Genomic DNA, 15,142 nt, shown 5'->3' with positions numbered 1-15,142 from the left:
GGCGAACTGAGGAGGCCCCGGTCACCTGGGGATGTGCCAGGCGGACCTCGCTCACCGCGACGTCCCGACGACCCATTGCACGATCGCCCGGAACAACGCCTCGCGGGGATAGCGGCGCCCCGAGGTCAGTGCCCGCACCAACGGATTGGGATGGCGATCACGCGGCAGCGCGACATCCCAGTGGTCGGCCCGGACCTCGGCCAGCAGCGTGCTGCGCGGCAGGATGGCGTCGAATGCCAGCAGTTGGCCGTCGTTGTGCGGATCGAAGGCCGCCAGCTGGCGCGCTGTCGCACGCAGCGGAAGCGCCAGCTCATCGAGCGGCGCGTGCGCGACGATCGAGTAGTAGTCGATGCCGGCAGGCGGCGGGTTCGCGGCCAGCCAGGCGATGCGTTCGCGGCGCGTCAGGCTGCCCATCTCGCCGCCTTGGGACGCCGTACAGTCGAACGGGGTCACCCTCGGTGACAGGGCGTCGAAAGCCGCCTCGTAGCGGTCGGCCAGCGGCGAGCCCATCACCGCACCGGCCACGGACACCACCGCCACGACGCTGGCAGGCACGCCGCCCTCACGCTGCAGGATGGCCAGCGCCACGAGCAGGTCGGCCACCCCCTTGGAGTAGCCGACCAGCACGAGGCGGCGACGATCGGGCAGCGCGCTCTCGGCGCGGATGGCATCGGCCAGCAGGCGGCCGTTGGCGGCCGAGGAAGCGCGCCCCGGCACTTCCAGCAGTTGAATGGCGCGCAGGCCCAGGTCCGCGTACTGCCGATAGGGCGCGGCAACGTCGGCCGGTGGCGGTCGCAGCACACCGTCGCCGAACGGCACGGACTGCGCGCCGACGCAGTCGCCGAACAGTCCGGGAACGACCAGCACGACGGTCGCCGGCGCACGCGCAGCGAACGAGGCCCGCAGCCGCGCGAGGTCGGGCCGCGGTGCGGTCGACGCCGCAGGCGCGAGGTGCAGCCAGCGGGTGCGGTCCGCGTCTTCACTGCGCTCTGCCGTGCCGGACTCGCGCTCGAACAGCTCGGCAAAGGCGGCCCTCTCGTCGCGCACGCCGGCCAGGGCCAGCGGCAGGGACACCGTCGGCGGCTGGTCGGCGCGGTACGGCAGCAGTCCCACCGGAGCGCACCCGGCGCAGCACCAGGCGACGGCACCCGCCAGCGCCAGCTCACGCGGGGTCACTTGCTGTCGGCGCTCACGGCGTTGTCGTATGCCTGGTGCAGATCGCGGTACGCGTTGGCGAAGCCCTCCTTGGTCGCGTCCCAGGCATTCGCCGAAGACTTGGCCAGCCTGTCGAGCTGAGACTGCGCCTCCTTCCTTTTCAGCTCCAGCGCCCGGATGTCGGCCTCGATGGCCTTCCTGGCCTCCTGGTTCGCTCCTTGCGCCTGCTTCTTCATCTCGGCGATGCGCCGGTCGGTGGCGGCAATCAGCTTCCTGCCCTCCTGCACGGCGACCCCCTTCTCCTGGTGCGCGTATGCCTTGAAGCGCTCCCAGGCGGTCAGCGGCTGGGACGTGCCCTGCTCGGCGGCAATGGCACCGATCGCGAGGACCGTCAGGAGCGCCATGGCCTGCGGGCGCCAGAACTTCTTCATCACTTCGTCCCCCTTGTTCCGAGCGGCCGGAACGGTCGCTCCCTCTACCGAGGCCCAGTCGCGGCGGGGCCCTCGCCGTATCACTCGTTGCCGACGCTGGCTTCGATGCGGAAGAACTGCTCGGATCGTCGCTTGGCCTCTCCGCGGTGGCTGTTGCGCGCGTCGTCGGTGAGCTCGAAGTCGATCCTGGCCGCCTGCACGGCGCGACACGTCATGTACGCCTCCGCCTGGGGGGATTTCAGGTCGTCGAGATGGCTGCCCAGCATGTCCACCAGCTGGGCCTTGCGTCGAAACAACGCCACGTGCGCGGCAAAGTCCGCCGGCTGCTCGGCCTTCAGCAGCTGCGCACAGTCGTGGAAGTCCGACGGTCCGCACCACGCCGGCAGCTGGACCTCGTGCAGGGCATGCGCCCGAGTACCCAGGTGCGAGGCGAGTTGCAGGATCGTGTCGAGCATCGCGTCCTGGTAGGCCTGTGCGTGCTGGTACAGCGGCTGCTCGCAGGTCTCGCAGACTGCCGCGAGCGACTCGACGAGCCACTCCAGCAGACTGCCGCGCGATCCGCGCTGCCGTTGCACCACCTCCCGATCGAAGCGCACGAACGCATCGGGTTCGGGACCGATCCGCGCGCAGGCCTCTGCTTCCCAGGCCGCCAGCAGGCCAGCGTCATCGTGTATCGGACGATCGGCGTTCGGCATCAGCTCGCCGCGCACGAGCAGCCGCGCGGCGCGCTCGTCATAGGCGAAGCTGATGCGACGATACGCGATCGGCCAGTCCGACAGGGAACTCACGTTCAGCTCGAGCAGCGGCCGGTTGTCGAGTGCACGGTGCGTGGCCCAGAAGCCTCGGTGCGTATGGGCCGACAGGTAGACCAGCGGATGCTGCAGGTTGGACATGAGGTTGCGCAGCATCAGGCGTGTCGGCAGGCCGAGCGATCGCCAGTTGTGATGGCCGGCGAAGACCACGATGTCGCCGTTGCGCGCGGCCTCGAGCACCCACTTCGTGACAGCCGTGATCTGCTCGAAGTGCACGTGGCCCATGCTGCCTGGGCTGCGGCCCATGATCGTGTCCCAGGTGCTGACCAATGAGCCGGCCTGGTTGGTGTCCAGACCGATGACGATGACGTCGCGCGTCGCTCCCGGCGCGCGGGGCATCTTCAGGCGCTGTGCCAGGAACGAGTCCGCATAGGCGTAGCCGTCGAGCAGGTTGGCCTCGATGGCGGAGACGAACGCCTGCGGGTCGGGATGGCGCCAACTGACGCGGAACCCGCCGTGTGCCGGAGGCACGGGCAGACCCGGCGCACCCTGCGATCGACCCGCCTGTTGGGCAAGGTACAGACTGATGAAGTCGCGCTTGCTCAACGCCTCGCTGGACGACTTGCGCTGGGTGTCGTCAGGAGCGGCGCCGCGCCGGCAGGCATGATTCCAGCGCCTGGCGTCCGGGTCGAGCACCGCATCGAGGATGCGATAGCCGTAGATGCCGAACATCAGTCCGTCGTGATTGCCCGGCAGGATCGCGCCGGGTCCGTCCATGTCGCGCAAGATGTGCCCGATGCGTGCGGCCTCCGAACGGCACGACAGGTCGAGGACGTCGCCGAGGTGGATCACCGGCGCTCCCGGATGCCGCCGCAGGACCCATTCGAGGATTCGCCGGCCGAACAGAGGCTGCTCCGGCGGTCGCTGGGCAACCTCCACGTAGGCGTCGACAGCGCTGTCGTTGTCGTGCAGCGGATAGCCGGTGGACTCGTGCTCCTGCGTGTCGCCCAAGGCGATGACCGGCAGCGTCAGATCGGCGTAGTGGCCCTCCGGCTCGGGGCCGGGGCCTGGCTGCGGCTCGAAGCTCGCGCAGCCAGCCGCCAGTGCGGTGGCGAGCAGCAGCAGCGGACGGCGCGCCGCGCGGAGCGTGGCAGTGAGGTTCAAGTGCGTCATTGGGGCTCGAGCGACGGACGGCACGGGGTCAGTACAGGCTGGGAGGAAAGAGCTTGAAGAACAGGTTCTCGACGCGCTGCCAGGGCGTGCGCGCGGGCTGCTGCGTCAGCGTGCCGGCGTCACTGGTCCAGCGCAGCGTGCCCTGCCTGGATAAATCGACGCGCCAGCTGTTGGCGCTGTGCATATCGAGCTCCATCCCGTCGGCGAGCGCCTGCGCAAGTGGCTCGCTGTCGATCAGCACGCCCATCTCCGCATTGATGACCTCCGATCGCGGGTCGAGATTCATCGACCCGATGAAGCTGCGCCGTCGGTCGATCACCATCGCCTTCGTGTGCAGGCCGACGAATCCTCCACGCGCTGACGGCAGGTCGACGACCCGACTGCGCATCGCCGGGTCATGGCGCAATTCATGCAGGTGTGCCCCCGTCTCGAGCAGGGGCCGGCGCCAGGCCTCGTAGTGGCTGTTCACGGCCGGCACGTCGTGCGACGCCAGCGAGTTGGTCAGGATGCGCACCTTGACACCTCGCCCGCTCAGGGTGCGCAGATCGTCGAGAAAGGCCGCGTCGGGGATGATGTACGCGTTGGTGATCAGCACCTCCCGCTGTGCCGTCAGCAGCAGTTCGCGGAAGGCCTCGGGCATGTGGTTGTGCACCCGTGCCGCGCGCGAAGGAGAGTCGGTGTGCACGACGCTGCGCCCGGGATGCAGCGTCGCCGGGAGGCTCTCGATCTCCAGCGTCCACGAACGCCGGCCCTCGAGCATGCGGCGCAGGCGGCCGTCGGCCTCGAGTTGCGCCAGTGCCGCGCGCTCGGCCTCCGATGCCACGGGGTCGACGGTCGACGGCGCGCCCCGCGGAACGCCGCGCACCCAGTCGCTGTTCCAGTAGCGGTCGAAGACGACACTGGCCTGCCGCGCCACCGGACCGATGCCGAGCACATCGAGGTCGCGGAAGTTGAACGCCTCGTGGAGCCCGAAGTACTCATCCCCGATGTTGCGACCTCCGATGATCGCCACCCGGTTGTCGGCGATCAGCTGCTTGTTGTGCATGCGGCGATTGAGCCTCTGGAAGTCCCAGACCGCCTCGGCGGCACGGCCGAGCAGCGAGCGTTCGTGCCAGCCGTTGAAAACACGGATCTCGATGTTGGGGTGCCCGTCGACCTGCGCCAGCATCGCATCGCGAAGCTCGACGTGCCCCATGTCGTGCAGCAGGGTGTTCAGATCGTCGAACAGCAGGCGCACGCGCACACCGCGATCGGCCGCAGCGATCACGCGCGCCAGCAGCAGTTGCCCGACCTTGTCGCCGAACCAGACGTAGTACTGCAGGTCCAGCGAATAGCGCGCGGAGTCGACGGCCACCAGACGCCAGGTCAGCGCGTCGAGGCTGTCATGCAGCAGGTGGAAGCCCGAGACGTCTTCCCCGTGGCGCGTTCGAGTCTGCTCCTCGGCGGCCGTGAACACACTGTCGGCACGCGGGGCCACGGCCTGGGACGGAATCGGCTTCGGCGCCGGCACCCGTGTCGCACAGGCCGCGAGCGAGACTGCAGCCGCAATCATCAGCGCCCCCCAGCTCGTGGCGCGCGATGCCGCTGCGCGGTACGGACGCAGCACGGCCCGAGGCCGCACCTCGCCTACCGCCGGCATGGGCGTGCGCACGGCGGTTGGGGGCGTTCGGCAGGGTCCGTCAGGGGCACCCGATGCATGGCCATGCTTCTTCCGGGGCCACACGAAATCCCCGAGCCTCCTCTCTGCTGCTGGCGGTCATTCTGGCCAGTGCCCGACGGCGAGAACTAGCAAGCGCTTGACAATCTCGCCCCTCGCGCCCACGTGGGTCTTCCCACCGGCCAGCCGGCGTCGCTCAGCTGCAGGCACGCCCATCGCCCCTCGGCTGCTCAGTGGCTCCGCGACGGCTGCAGGGCCGTCCGTCGAGGAGATCGAGGAACATGCGAATCAAGGCTGCACAGCGGCTCATTGCCATCGGACTGGCGCTCGGCGCAGCCCAGGCGTCCGCCACCGCCGACGGTCCCGACCACTACGTCGTGCGGGATGTCGCGCCGGACGACGTGCTGAACATCCGCACCGGACCGAGTGCGCGTGCGCGCAAGATCGGCTCGATTCCCCACGACGGCAGCTGCATTCGCAATCTCGGCTGCCAGGGGGGCCTGACGTACCAGGAGTTCAGCGAACTGACGCCGGCGCAACGGAAGCAACGCCTGCGCGAGAACCCCCGCTGGTGCCGCATCGAGTACCAGGGCGTGACCGGCTGGGTTGCGGGTCGGTATCTGGCGGAAGGGTATTGCCAGCGCTGAGCTCAGCGCAGCGCCGCGCTGACGAGGTGCACGGTGCGTGTCGGGAAGGCGAAGTCGGCGCCGGCCTGCTGCACCACCCGCACGATCGCCAGCAAGGCTTCCTCGCGGCAGTCGACAAACTCTGCCCAGCTCGGCACCTCGAACCAGGCCAGCACGGTGATGTCGAGCGTGCTCTCGCCGAGACCGGCGAAGTGGACATCCACGACCTCCTGCCAGACGCGTGGATGCTCTCGAAACACCCGCTCGACACCTGCACACACCTCGAGGATCTGCTCGGGCGTGGCACCGTAGGTCAGGCCGATGGTGGTCGTGAAGCGGAAGCGGTCGCGCGCCGCGTAGGACTCGATGCGCAGATCGGCCAGCTTGCCGTTCGGCATGCTGATCAGCGTTCGGTCGGCCGTGCGCAGCCGCGTCGAGCGCAGGCCGATGTTCTCGATCACGCCGGTCACGCTGTCGACGCTGACGAGGTCGCCGACACGGAAAGGCTGGTCGACGGCGATGGACACCGAGCCGAACAGGTTCTCGATCGTCTTCTGGGCCCCGAAGGCCAGCGCCAGCCCGCCGATGCCCAGGCCCGCGAGCAGCGTACCGATCGGATAGCCCAGCGCCGACAGCACGGCGAGGATGCCCCCGAAGACGATCGCTCCTCGCGCGAGGTTGCCCCCGACCGAGATCAGCGTGCGCGCCGACGCGCTGTCACGCGCCCACGGCCGATCGAGCATTTGCCGCGCCCCGACGCCCGTGCCGCGCCACAACGCCCAGAACAGGGCGAACACGATGCCTGCCGTCGTCAGGCCGTCGATCAGGCGTGCGGCGGGCCGCAGCAGCAGCAGGTGCCGCGAGCCCACCAGCAGCACCATCAGGCCCCAGGCCAGCGACAGTGGGCCGGCGATGCTGGCGACGAACTCGTCATCCCAGAGGCTGGGGGTCCGCGCGGCGACCTGGCGCAGCAGCCAGCGCGTCGCACGTCCCAGCAGGCTGCCGACGAGCCAGGCCAGCAGCAGCAGCGCCACGAGGGCGAACCATTGCCACCACAGCAGTTCCAGCGGACCGGGGAGCAGCATGAACTCGAAACCCGAACTGACGAACAGCTCACGCAGCCAACGGTCCGGCAACGTTCCGTACCACGCGTCGATGCGCGCGACGGTGGCGGCCGAGAAGGCCCAATGCGCCCCCTGGTCATCGCTGCGCCGCACCATGCGCAGCGCCTCGTTCCGCCCATCGACGGTGAAGCGCGCCACCTCCTCCAGGTGGGACGGCAACCCGTCGCCAACATGTCCGGCATGCGAGTCGGACACCGTCTCCAGGTCGATCCAGCCGGTGTCGTCGATCACCGCCTTCAGACGACGGGCGAGTTCCGGGCCCCGCGGCCGCTGGGAGGCTTCAAGCACCAGATAGCGGGTCGCGAGGTCCCAGCGGCCGGTGCGCACGGCCTCGAAATAGTGCGCCAGCGAGGCACGCGGCGAGTCCGGGGCGCCCAGTTCCACCGGCGCTGCGGTGACGACGTCGAAGGCCGTTCCCACTGCGGCCGCCGAAGCCGCGGCGGACGAAGGCGGGGACGCCGCCGCCGGCTGTGCCTGCACGGGTGCCCACAGCGGTCCGCCGCACAGGGCGACCAGCAGGGCACTCACCGCTGTGGGCCGCAGCCGGGCCCCCATCCTAGGGAGCATCTGGAAGAAATTCATGAATCGCGGGTACGCAGCCACGCTGCCGGCGACGTGCCGGCGCACGCGAGCACTGCAGCACCTGGCTGCTGACTTCGCAGGAGGAGCGATTCTGGCGATGGCTTGCCGGGCAGACTAGCAATTGCTTGACAATCGTCCGACAGGCCCGAGGGGCCCTTCGATGGCTTCGTGACGTGAGCAGTACCAAGACGACACCGCCGGACTCCCGACGCCTCACAGCACCGAATCAGCGACGGCCAGTGCCGCGGGCCGAGGTGGCGACGCCGGCTCGCTGGGCGGAAGCCGGCTCGCGCGCATGCGCGATCGCCGCAGTGCCGCCCTTCATGGGCTGGCCGGCGGAGGCCGTGCGCCGTCTCGCCGAGGCCTCGCGCCCGTCGAAGCATCGACGCGGTCAGGCCATCCTGTCGCGCGGCAACCGCCTGCACGCGGTGCATCTCGTCGTCGAGGGCACCGTCCATGTGAGCCTCTCGGCGGCGGGAGGCCGAACCGTCGTGTTCGCGATCGCCCGGCCGGGCGCTGCGCTGTTCGGCGTCGGATCGCTGGTCGACGGCAGCCCGATGTCCAACGACGTGGTGGCCGACGAGCCGGTCACTTCGCTGGCGATTCCCGTCGCTGCCGTCCGCGCCGAGCTCGCGCGCACACCGGAACTGTGGGAGTCCATCGCACGTGAGATCACGTCGCGGGCGCGCTTCACGGTCGACCAGTTGTCCGACTTCCTGTTCGAGCCGTTGCGTTCGCGCGTGGCACGGCTGCTGCTGGCCCTGGCGGCCTCCACCGGTGCCGACCAAGACGACGAAACCGTCTCGATCGGCCTGCGCCTGCCGCAGGAGCGGATCGGCGAGATGCTGGGTGTCTCGCGACAGACCGCCGCGGCACTGGTCCGCGAAATGGTCCATGACGGCCTCGTGCAGTGGCGCTACGGCGGCGTGACCCTGCTCGACCTGCCGCGCCTGCGCTCGATCGCGGAACCGACGGCGCACGGCACCCGCTAGCAGCGGCACGCGCCGCCGCCAACGGTGGGCGGCGGATCCCAAGCACTCGCGCGGCGTCGACGGGGTGGCGGCCGACGCTCCGGCAGGACGAACGACTGTCAAGCGCTTGCTAGTTGGAAGGATGTTCCCTCGCAAAGAATGGCGGCGCTCTTCCCCTCCGGTAGGGAGCATGCCGTCGCCCGAGCACACCGCCCACCCGGGCTTCGCAGAGGAAGCCAGCCATGCGGACCGTTCGCAAGGGACCCGGGCGACCACACGCCGGACGGCGGCCTCCCTCATGGCCGCTCCGGGACGACAGCCGAGGAAGAAGCCATGATGCAGTTCGCGACGAAGATGCACCGCCGCACACTGCTGGCCGCGCTGGCCACCGGGCTGCCGCTTGCCCCGGCCTTGGCCAACGTCCCATTCTGGGGCGACAAGGCATCGCGGTCCGTCGAGACTCCGTCCGACGAACTCAAGCCTGGCCAGTGGGTGTGGAGCGCTCAAGAGGCGCCGCAGGGGCCCGTCCTGGTCGTCGTCAATCTCGACCAGCAAGTCGCATACGCATACCGCAACGGCGTACTGATCGGCACGACGACGATCAGCACCGGCAAGAAGGGCCACCGGACACCGGTCGGCGTGTTCCAGACGCTGCAGAAGGACAAGCATCACCGCTCCTCCAAGTACAACAACGCTCCGATGCCCTACACGCAGCGGCTGACGTGGGACGGGGTGGCGCTGCATGCCGGTGGACTGCCTGGCTACCCGTCATCGCACGGCTGTGTGCACCTGCCGTCAGGCTTCGCCGAGAAGCTGTTCGAAGTCAGCCCGCTGGGGATGACGGTCGTCGTCGCCAAGGGCGAGCGCACGCCGCTCGACCTGCGCCATCCGCTGCCGATCTCGCCGATCGACCCGCGCACGGGGACCGTCGAGCACGAGCCGCGACTGTCCGATCAGGAGCACTTCCGCTGGTCGCCGCAGAACGCTCCGGACGGACCTGTGTCGCTGGTCGTCAGCCGTGCCGATGCGCGGGTGATCGTGATGCGTGGCGGCATCGAGATCGGACGCTCCCGCGTCACGATCACGAACCCGCCGCAGCCGTTCGGTACGCACGCCTTCATCGCGCATGCCCACGACGCCGCGACAGGCTCCGCCACCGGTGGCCGCTTGCGCTGGGTCGGCGTGGCGGTGCCGGGCCACGCGGGGGACGCCGGTCGCACACTGACCGCGGAAGACTTCAGCCGGGTGCGCTTGCCCAAGGATTTTCTCGATGCCCTGAGACCGGCGCTCGCTCCGGGGTCCGCGCTCGTCGTGACCGACGCACCGATCCTGCCGGACACGACTGGCGCGCCGATGACGGTGGTCACCAACCAGCCGCCCGAGACCTGAATGCCAGGCCTGCACGTCATCGTGCTGACCTTCCATCGACAAGGAGATCCTCATGCAGTGGAGTGCACTCATCGTGTCGCTTGCCGCCGGGCTCGCCAGCGGAGCCGCGGGCGCAGCGGTGCCGCTGTTCACGGCCCAGTGCCCCGGCAGCGTGAACGTCGATGCCGACCGCCATGGCACGGTGCGCGTCAACGGCCACAAGGCCAGCGTGCGCAAGATCAACGCCGATAGCTACGAGGCCAAGCACGACAAGGTCATTTACTCGATCGCACGCGACGGGAACGAAGTGCTGGTCTCGTTCACCGGTCCGCGCCGGGCGAACGGCGTGTGCACGGTCACCGCCAGCACCGCCGGCACGCCGGCCGCCAGCGGCCGGCCGGCGCACTCGGAACGTGCCGGCCAAGGCCTGTTCGACGCGCGTGGCCCGATCCCCTGCGCCCAGCATCGGGGCCAGCCGATGGGCCAGTGCCAGATGGCTGTGGCACGCGACCCAGGCGGATCTGCGACGGTCGTCATCACACGGCCCGATGGCCACACGCGCGCGGTCTTCTTCGACAAGGGCAAGGCCATCGGCGCAGACCTGAGCCAGGCAGACGGCAACATGAGGTTCAAGGCCACCAAAGAGGCCGATCTGTACATGATCCGGGCCGGCGACGAGCGCTACGAGATCCCCGAGGCAGTCGTTTTCGGCGGCTGAGCCCGGCGCGAACCGGTCCACGCAGGCACGAATGCGCCAGGCCATCGATCCGATGCTTCGGGCCCGTGCGGCGGTGTGGCTGGTCCCGATCGTCCTGGCCGGCTGCGCAGTCGCAACCACATCGACTGAAGCCCCCCCCGATCCCGATCTCGGCATCGCGATCCGCGATGCCATGCAGGACGAGTCCGACGCGCACTGGTTCGGCGCCGCGGCAGATCTCGACGGCGACGGTCGCGATGAACGGATCGCCTACGTGGCGAGCCCGATGGTGTGTGGGACGGGCGGGTGCCCGCTCTGGGTGTTCGCACGCGTGTCGCAGGGCTGGCGCGTCGTGAGCCAGACGAGCGTGACGCGTCCGCCGGTGCGGCTGGCCCCGCGCCAGACGAACGGCTGGAGGAATCTCGTGGTGCGGGTGGCCGGTGGCGGCCTGCCGGCCCGGGATGTGGAGCTCGCCTTCGACGGGCGGCGCTACCCCGCGAACCCGACGACGGTGCCGGCGGCAGCGGCGCACGACGCGGCCGCGCTGCCGGTGCTGATTGCCGGGTTCGCCTCGTACCGCGACGGCCGCCCGGTGCCGCCCGCGGCCTTTGGCGACCGCAGTCTGCCGGTCGCCGCGACGGTGCAGGGCTACGCGGTGCACACGCGCGAGGCCGACGAACTGCGCGTGGTCGTGATGCAGCGGTTGACCGACCGGTTTGCGGCCGAGCGAGGCATTGGTGTCACGGACGCGGAGCGCGACGCGTACCTCCGGGACGTCGACGCCACGCTGCGCGCACGCGGCATCACCCCGGAGCGGACCGACGACGCCGAAGAGCGCGCGGCACGGGAGCAGGTGGCCGTCCTCTTCGTGCGCCAGTGGAAGATCCACCGCGCGCTGTTCGAGCGCCACGGCGGCCGTGTCGGCTTCCAGCAGGGCGGGCCCGAGCCGCTGGATGCTCTGCGCACGCTCGCCGAAGCGGCGCAGGCGCGCGGCGACCTCGTGTTCCATGACCACGCCCTCGAGGCCGCCTTCTGGCGCTACTTCCGCAACGACGAGATCCATCAGTTCCACCCGCCTGCCGGCGCCGCGCGCATGTTCGAGCACCCGCCTTGGGCCGCGACGCGCTGATGCCTGCCCCACCGTCACCCCCGCTCAAGGAGACTCCACGATGACCTCTTGCAGGACTCTCGGCCGGACACGGCAGCGCGCCGGCGTGGCACTGCTGTGCGGCTCGCTCGTCGCGGCCCCGCTGCAGGCGCAGCAGGCCAACCCCGTGGCGGCGCTGTCCGACCTCGTGTACCAGTCCTACGATCACACGCAATCGCAGCTCCACGCGCGCGGCTATTCCTATGTCCACGCCGACCAGCGTGGCAGCAAGCAATGGCAGTACTGGTGGCTGCAGAAGGACCACCTGTGCGCACGCGTGGCCTATGTGGACAGGCGGGCCACGAGCATCGTCGAGGCGCTGGCGACCGACTGCAATCGACAGCCGGCCACCGAAGCGTCCAAGGACCGCGGCATGAGCACGGGCGCCAAGGTGGCCCTCGGCGCCGCCGCGCTGCTGGGCGTCGCAGCCCTCGCCCATCGCTCGCACGAGCGCGATCAGGAAAAGCACAAGAACGAACAGCAGGTCGCTGAGTACGAGCGAGGCTACCGCGATGGCCTGTACCACCAGCCCTATCACGACTACAACCGCTCGCCGTCGTACGTGGACGGCTTCCATGCCGGCCAGCAGAAGCGCGACGCCGAGACGAGTTACCGCTCGCCGTACGGCCATCACAGCGGACACGCCGCCTTCGTCAACCTCAACGATCTCGTGGGCTCGCGCGGCAGCAGTGCCGACGACGCACTTCATCGGCGTGGTTTCGTCAGCATGGGCGGCTACAAGTCGGGCAGCAGGTCCTTCTCGACGTGGTGGAGCGCAAGCACGCGTCAATGCGTGCAGGCCGTCACGGCCGACGGTCGCATCCAGGCCATTCATCTCCTGTACGAAGGAAACTGCACCTGACCGGATCGGCAGCCACTCGTCCATTGCCAGCAGTCGGGTCGGATCATGGAGAGCAGGACACCGAAACGGCTAGCCACCTGCCTGTTGAGCCAGGGCGAGGCGACGCTGATGTCGCTCGGCACGAGCTTCGCCTGCCCAGAGACTTGAGCGCTCGCGCTCACCACCACGACGCCGCACGATTGACAGCCATCAATCCCGAGCGGCGCCGTCGTCGGCCATGATGCTTGCAGCACCCACGCCCACCCCGCCATGGGACAAGAGATCGCCGATAGCGCCTTCAGCGCCGCGGACCGCGAACAGTTCGCCCGACGCCTGGCCGCGGAGACGCGCCTGGCGCGCGACTGCTTTCGTGCCGGCGGTTTCGCGAGCGACGCGCGCACGGCCGGCTTCGAACTCGAGGCCTGGTTGGTCGACCGCAATCTCTTCCCCGCGCCATGCAACCAGCGTTTCCTGGCACGGCTGGACAGCCCGTTGGTGGTGGCCGAGTTGTCGCGCTTCAACATCGAGCTCAACGGCACGCCCCAGCCACTGCAGGGTCGGGGCCTGTCCGCCCTGGAAGCCGAACTGGCCACCACGTGGAAACAGTGCGTGGCCACGGCGCACGAGGACGAAGCCACGGTCGTGGCGATCGGCACCCTGCCCACGCTGCGCGAGGCCGACCTGAACCTGGCCCACATGACGCCGTCCAACCGCTACGTGGCGCTGAACCGGGAGGTGCTGCACATGCGGGGCGGCCGGCCGTTGTCGCTGGACATCAGCGGTTCGCACGATCACCTCGTCACCACCCACGCGGACGTGATGCTCGAGGCGGCCACCACCTCGTTCCAGGTGCACCTGCAGGTGCCGGCGTCGCAGGTGGCGCGGCACCTCAATGCCTCGGTGCTGCTGAGCGCACCGCTGGTGGCGCTGGCAGCCAATGCGCCGTTCCTGTTCGGCCAGCGGCTCTGGCACGAGACGCGTGTGCCCCTGTTCGAACAGGCCGTCGATTGCGGCGACGACGCCCACCCCGAGCTGCGCCGGGTCACTTTCGGCCACGGCTACCTGGGCGCCGACCCGACCGAGGTCTTCGCCGACAACGAGGCGCACTATCCGGTGCTGCTGCCGATGCTCAGCGACGCGCCGCCCGAATCCTTCGCCCACCTGCGGCTGCACAACGGCACGCTGTGGCGCTGGAACCGGCTGCTGATCGGCTTCGACGACGCCGGCGCACCGCACCTGCGCATCGAGCAGCGCGTCATGCCCGCAGGCCCCAGCGTGCCCGACATGCTCGCCAACGCCGCCTTCTACTATGGGGCGGTGCACATGCTGGCGGCCGCGGTCGCGCCGCCCGAGGCGGCGCTCCCGTTTGCCCAGGCGCGCGACAACTTCTATCGCGCCGCCCGCGACGGGCTCGATGCTCGGCTCACCTGGCTGCACGGGCGCGAGACCAGCGCCGTCGAGCTGCTGGAGCACCTGCTGCCGGTGGCTCGCGAAGGGCTGCAGCGCCAGGGCATCGTCTCCGCCGACATCGATCGATACATGGACACGCTGGCCGTGCGCCTGCGCACCCGGCGCAATGGCGCCGCCTGGCAGATCGCCCATCACGAGCGTCACCGCGACGTCTTCCGCCTGACGGCCGACTACCTGGAGCACCAGCGCAGCGGCATGCCGGTGCACGAGTGGCCTGTCTGACCCTCGACGCCGGCATCGACAGCATGGTCACCCACAGGCCCCGCAGCATCGCCGCCGGCCTCGCGTTCAAGCCGCCGCCCGGCTGGCGCGGCCTGCGCGAGGCGCGCGAGCGCCTCCGGACCTGCGCATGGACGACGTCGGCGAGCCGGCACGGGCAGTCGCCGCGCCCGATGCCCGATGGCAGCCGCAGCATGCCGCCGAAGCCGCGGCCTGGCTCCCATCGTTGACGAATGGCATTGCAGGCAGCCCCGTCGGGCCTAGGATGTGGAGTCTCCCGGTCATGGGCCGGACCCGCTGAACCATTCACCGGAGACCACGATGGACCTGAAACTCCACCTGATCGACAGCTTTCATGCCCGCGGCAGCGACGGCAAGGAATACAAGGTCTGCGCCTACGAACGCATGCGCCACGACGAGTCGATCCACGACGGACAGGAGCGCTGGCTGCCGACTGGCGTCACCGAGTACCGCCTGGCCAGCGGCGACCCGATCGACGCGCGCGACGATGGGTCGATGACGGTGCTGAACAGCGGCGTCATGCTGAACACGGGCTGAGTTCAGCCCAGTTCTTCGGCCGGTCGCGCCACTGCTCGACGCCCTGCACGCGGCGGCGCGTGGTGCCGCCCAGGCGTTGTGCCAGCTGGGTGGCGCGAAAGGCGTGGCCGACGGTCGGCCCCGCTTCATGGGCCACACCGCGTTCGAGCGGTCCCACCTCGCCGCCCTTGGCGACGAAACGCGAGAGCATCGGGGTTCGCACGATGGCCCGCTTCTGAACCGGTGGCCGGGCCCGCCGCGGGTGCACAGCCACGCCCACGACCCGCGCGATGGGCGGCACCTGCCCGCTCGGATGCACCGGCTTGACCGGGTCGCACATGCGAGCGCGGTGCGCGACTTCTGGCAAGAGGAGGCACTGCGCAGCGTGGTCC

The 15,142-nt window shown here is 69.8% G+C and carries 14 protein-coding genes; 8 read left to right on the top strand and 6 right to left on the bottom strand.

Annotation, left to right across the window (positions count from 1 at the left end; genetic code table 11):
- Positions 1-51 precede the first annotated feature (51 nt).
- The 4 genes from Q0599_RS19345 to Q0599_RS19330 all read right to left on the bottom strand — a co-directional run bounded on the left by Q0599_RS19345 (position 52) and on the right by Q0599_RS19330 (position 4,988).
- Positions 52-1,176, bottom strand: a complete 1,125-nt coding sequence (locus Q0599_RS19345) for a hypothetical protein (protein WP_298833107.1) — start codon at positions 1,174-1,176, stop codon at positions 52-54.
- A complete protein-coding gene (locus tag Q0599_RS19340; protein WP_298833104.1) occupies positions 1,173-1,586 on the bottom strand; it encodes a hypothetical protein in 414 nt (137 codons plus the stop codon). Before Q0599_RS19340 ends, Q0599_RS19345 begins: the two co-directional genes overlap by 4 nt.
- 80 nt (positions 1,587-1,666) lie before the next feature.
- Complete coding sequence (locus Q0599_RS19335) at positions 1,667-3,511, bottom strand: hypothetical protein (protein WP_298833101.1); 1,845 nt, start codon at positions 3,509-3,511, stop codon at positions 1,667-1,669.
- Positions 3,512-3,539: 28 nt separating this feature from the next.
- A complete protein-coding gene (locus Q0599_RS19330; protein WP_298833098.1) occupies positions 3,540-4,988 on the bottom strand; it encodes a phosphatidylserine/phosphatidylglycerophosphate/cardiolipin synthase family protein in 1,449 nt (482 codons plus the stop codon).
- Between the two features lie 461 nt (positions 4,989-5,449).
- Between Q0599_RS19330 and Q0599_RS19325 the strand changes: the two genes are divergently transcribed.
- The gene (locus Q0599_RS19325) at positions 5,450-5,815 is read left to right on the top strand and encodes an SH3 domain-containing protein (protein ID WP_298833095.1); all 366 of its coding nucleotides are present in this window, start codon (positions 5,450-5,452) and stop codon (positions 5,813-5,815) included.
- A 2-nt stretch (positions 5,816-5,817) separates the two neighbouring features.
- Here the strand turns inward: Q0599_RS19325 and Q0599_RS19320 are convergent, their stop codons facing one another.
- A complete protein-coding gene (locus Q0599_RS19320; protein ID WP_298833092.1) occupies positions 5,818-7,446 on the bottom strand; it encodes a mechanosensitive ion channel family protein in 1,629 nt (542 codons plus the stop codon).
- A gap of 308 nt (positions 7,447-7,754) precedes the next feature.
- Here Q0599_RS19320 and Q0599_RS19315 point away from each other — a divergent pair, with 308 nt between their 5' ends.
- From Q0599_RS19315 to Q0599_RS19285, 7 genes are all read left to right on the top strand, one after another.
- Complete coding sequence (locus tag Q0599_RS19315) at positions 7,755-8,492, top strand: Crp/Fnr family transcriptional regulator (RefSeq protein ID WP_298833089.1); 738 nt, start codon at positions 7,755-7,757, stop codon at positions 8,490-8,492.
- 312 nt (positions 8,493-8,804) lie between these two features.
- Complete coding sequence (locus Q0599_RS19310; RefSeq protein WP_298833086.1) at positions 8,805-9,860, top strand: L,D-transpeptidase; 1,056 nt, start codon at positions 8,805-8,807, stop codon at positions 9,858-9,860.
- A 52-nt stretch (positions 9,861-9,912) separates the two neighbouring features.
- Positions 9,913-10,557, top strand: a complete 645-nt coding sequence (locus tag Q0599_RS19305) for a hypothetical protein (RefSeq protein WP_298833084.1) — start codon at positions 9,913-9,915, stop codon at positions 10,555-10,557.
- 31 nt (positions 10,558-10,588) lie between these two features.
- On the top strand, positions 10,589-11,665 hold the full coding sequence (locus Q0599_RS19300) for a hypothetical protein (RefSeq protein WP_298833081.1): 1,077 nt from the start codon (positions 10,589-10,591) through the stop codon (positions 11,663-11,665).
- Between the two features lie 40 nt (positions 11,666-11,705).
- On the top strand, positions 11,706-12,545 hold the full coding sequence (locus Q0599_RS19295; RefSeq protein WP_298833079.1) for a hypothetical protein: 840 nt from the start codon (positions 11,706-11,708) through the stop codon (positions 12,543-12,545).
- Positions 12,546-12,794: 249 nt separating this feature from the next.
- Positions 12,795-14,216, top strand: a complete 1,422-nt coding sequence (locus Q0599_RS19290; protein ID WP_298833077.1) for a hypothetical protein — start codon at positions 12,795-12,797, stop codon at positions 14,214-14,216.
- Positions 14,217-14,534: 318 nt separating this feature from the next.
- Positions 14,535-14,771, top strand: a complete 237-nt coding sequence (locus tag Q0599_RS19285; RefSeq protein WP_298833073.1) for a hypothetical protein — start codon at positions 14,535-14,537, stop codon at positions 14,769-14,771.
- Here Q0599_RS19285 and Q0599_RS19280 read toward each other — a convergent pair.
- Positions 14,752-15,090, bottom strand: a complete 339-nt coding sequence (locus Q0599_RS19280; RefSeq protein ID WP_298833070.1) for a hypothetical protein — start codon at positions 15,088-15,090, stop codon at positions 14,752-14,754. The two genes, Q0599_RS19285 and Q0599_RS19280, sit on opposite strands and share 20 nt — an antisense overlap.
- Between the last annotated feature and the right edge of the window lie 52 nt (positions 15,091-15,142).

Source organism: uncultured Piscinibacter sp. (assembly GCF_937952055.1).
In the GTDB taxonomy this organism is placed as follows: domain Bacteria; phylum Pseudomonadota; class Gammaproteobacteria; order Burkholderiales; family Burkholderiaceae_C; genus Piscinibacter.
Note: the sequence above shows the minus strand (reverse complement) of the source record. Positions and strands in the feature narration are given on the sequence as shown.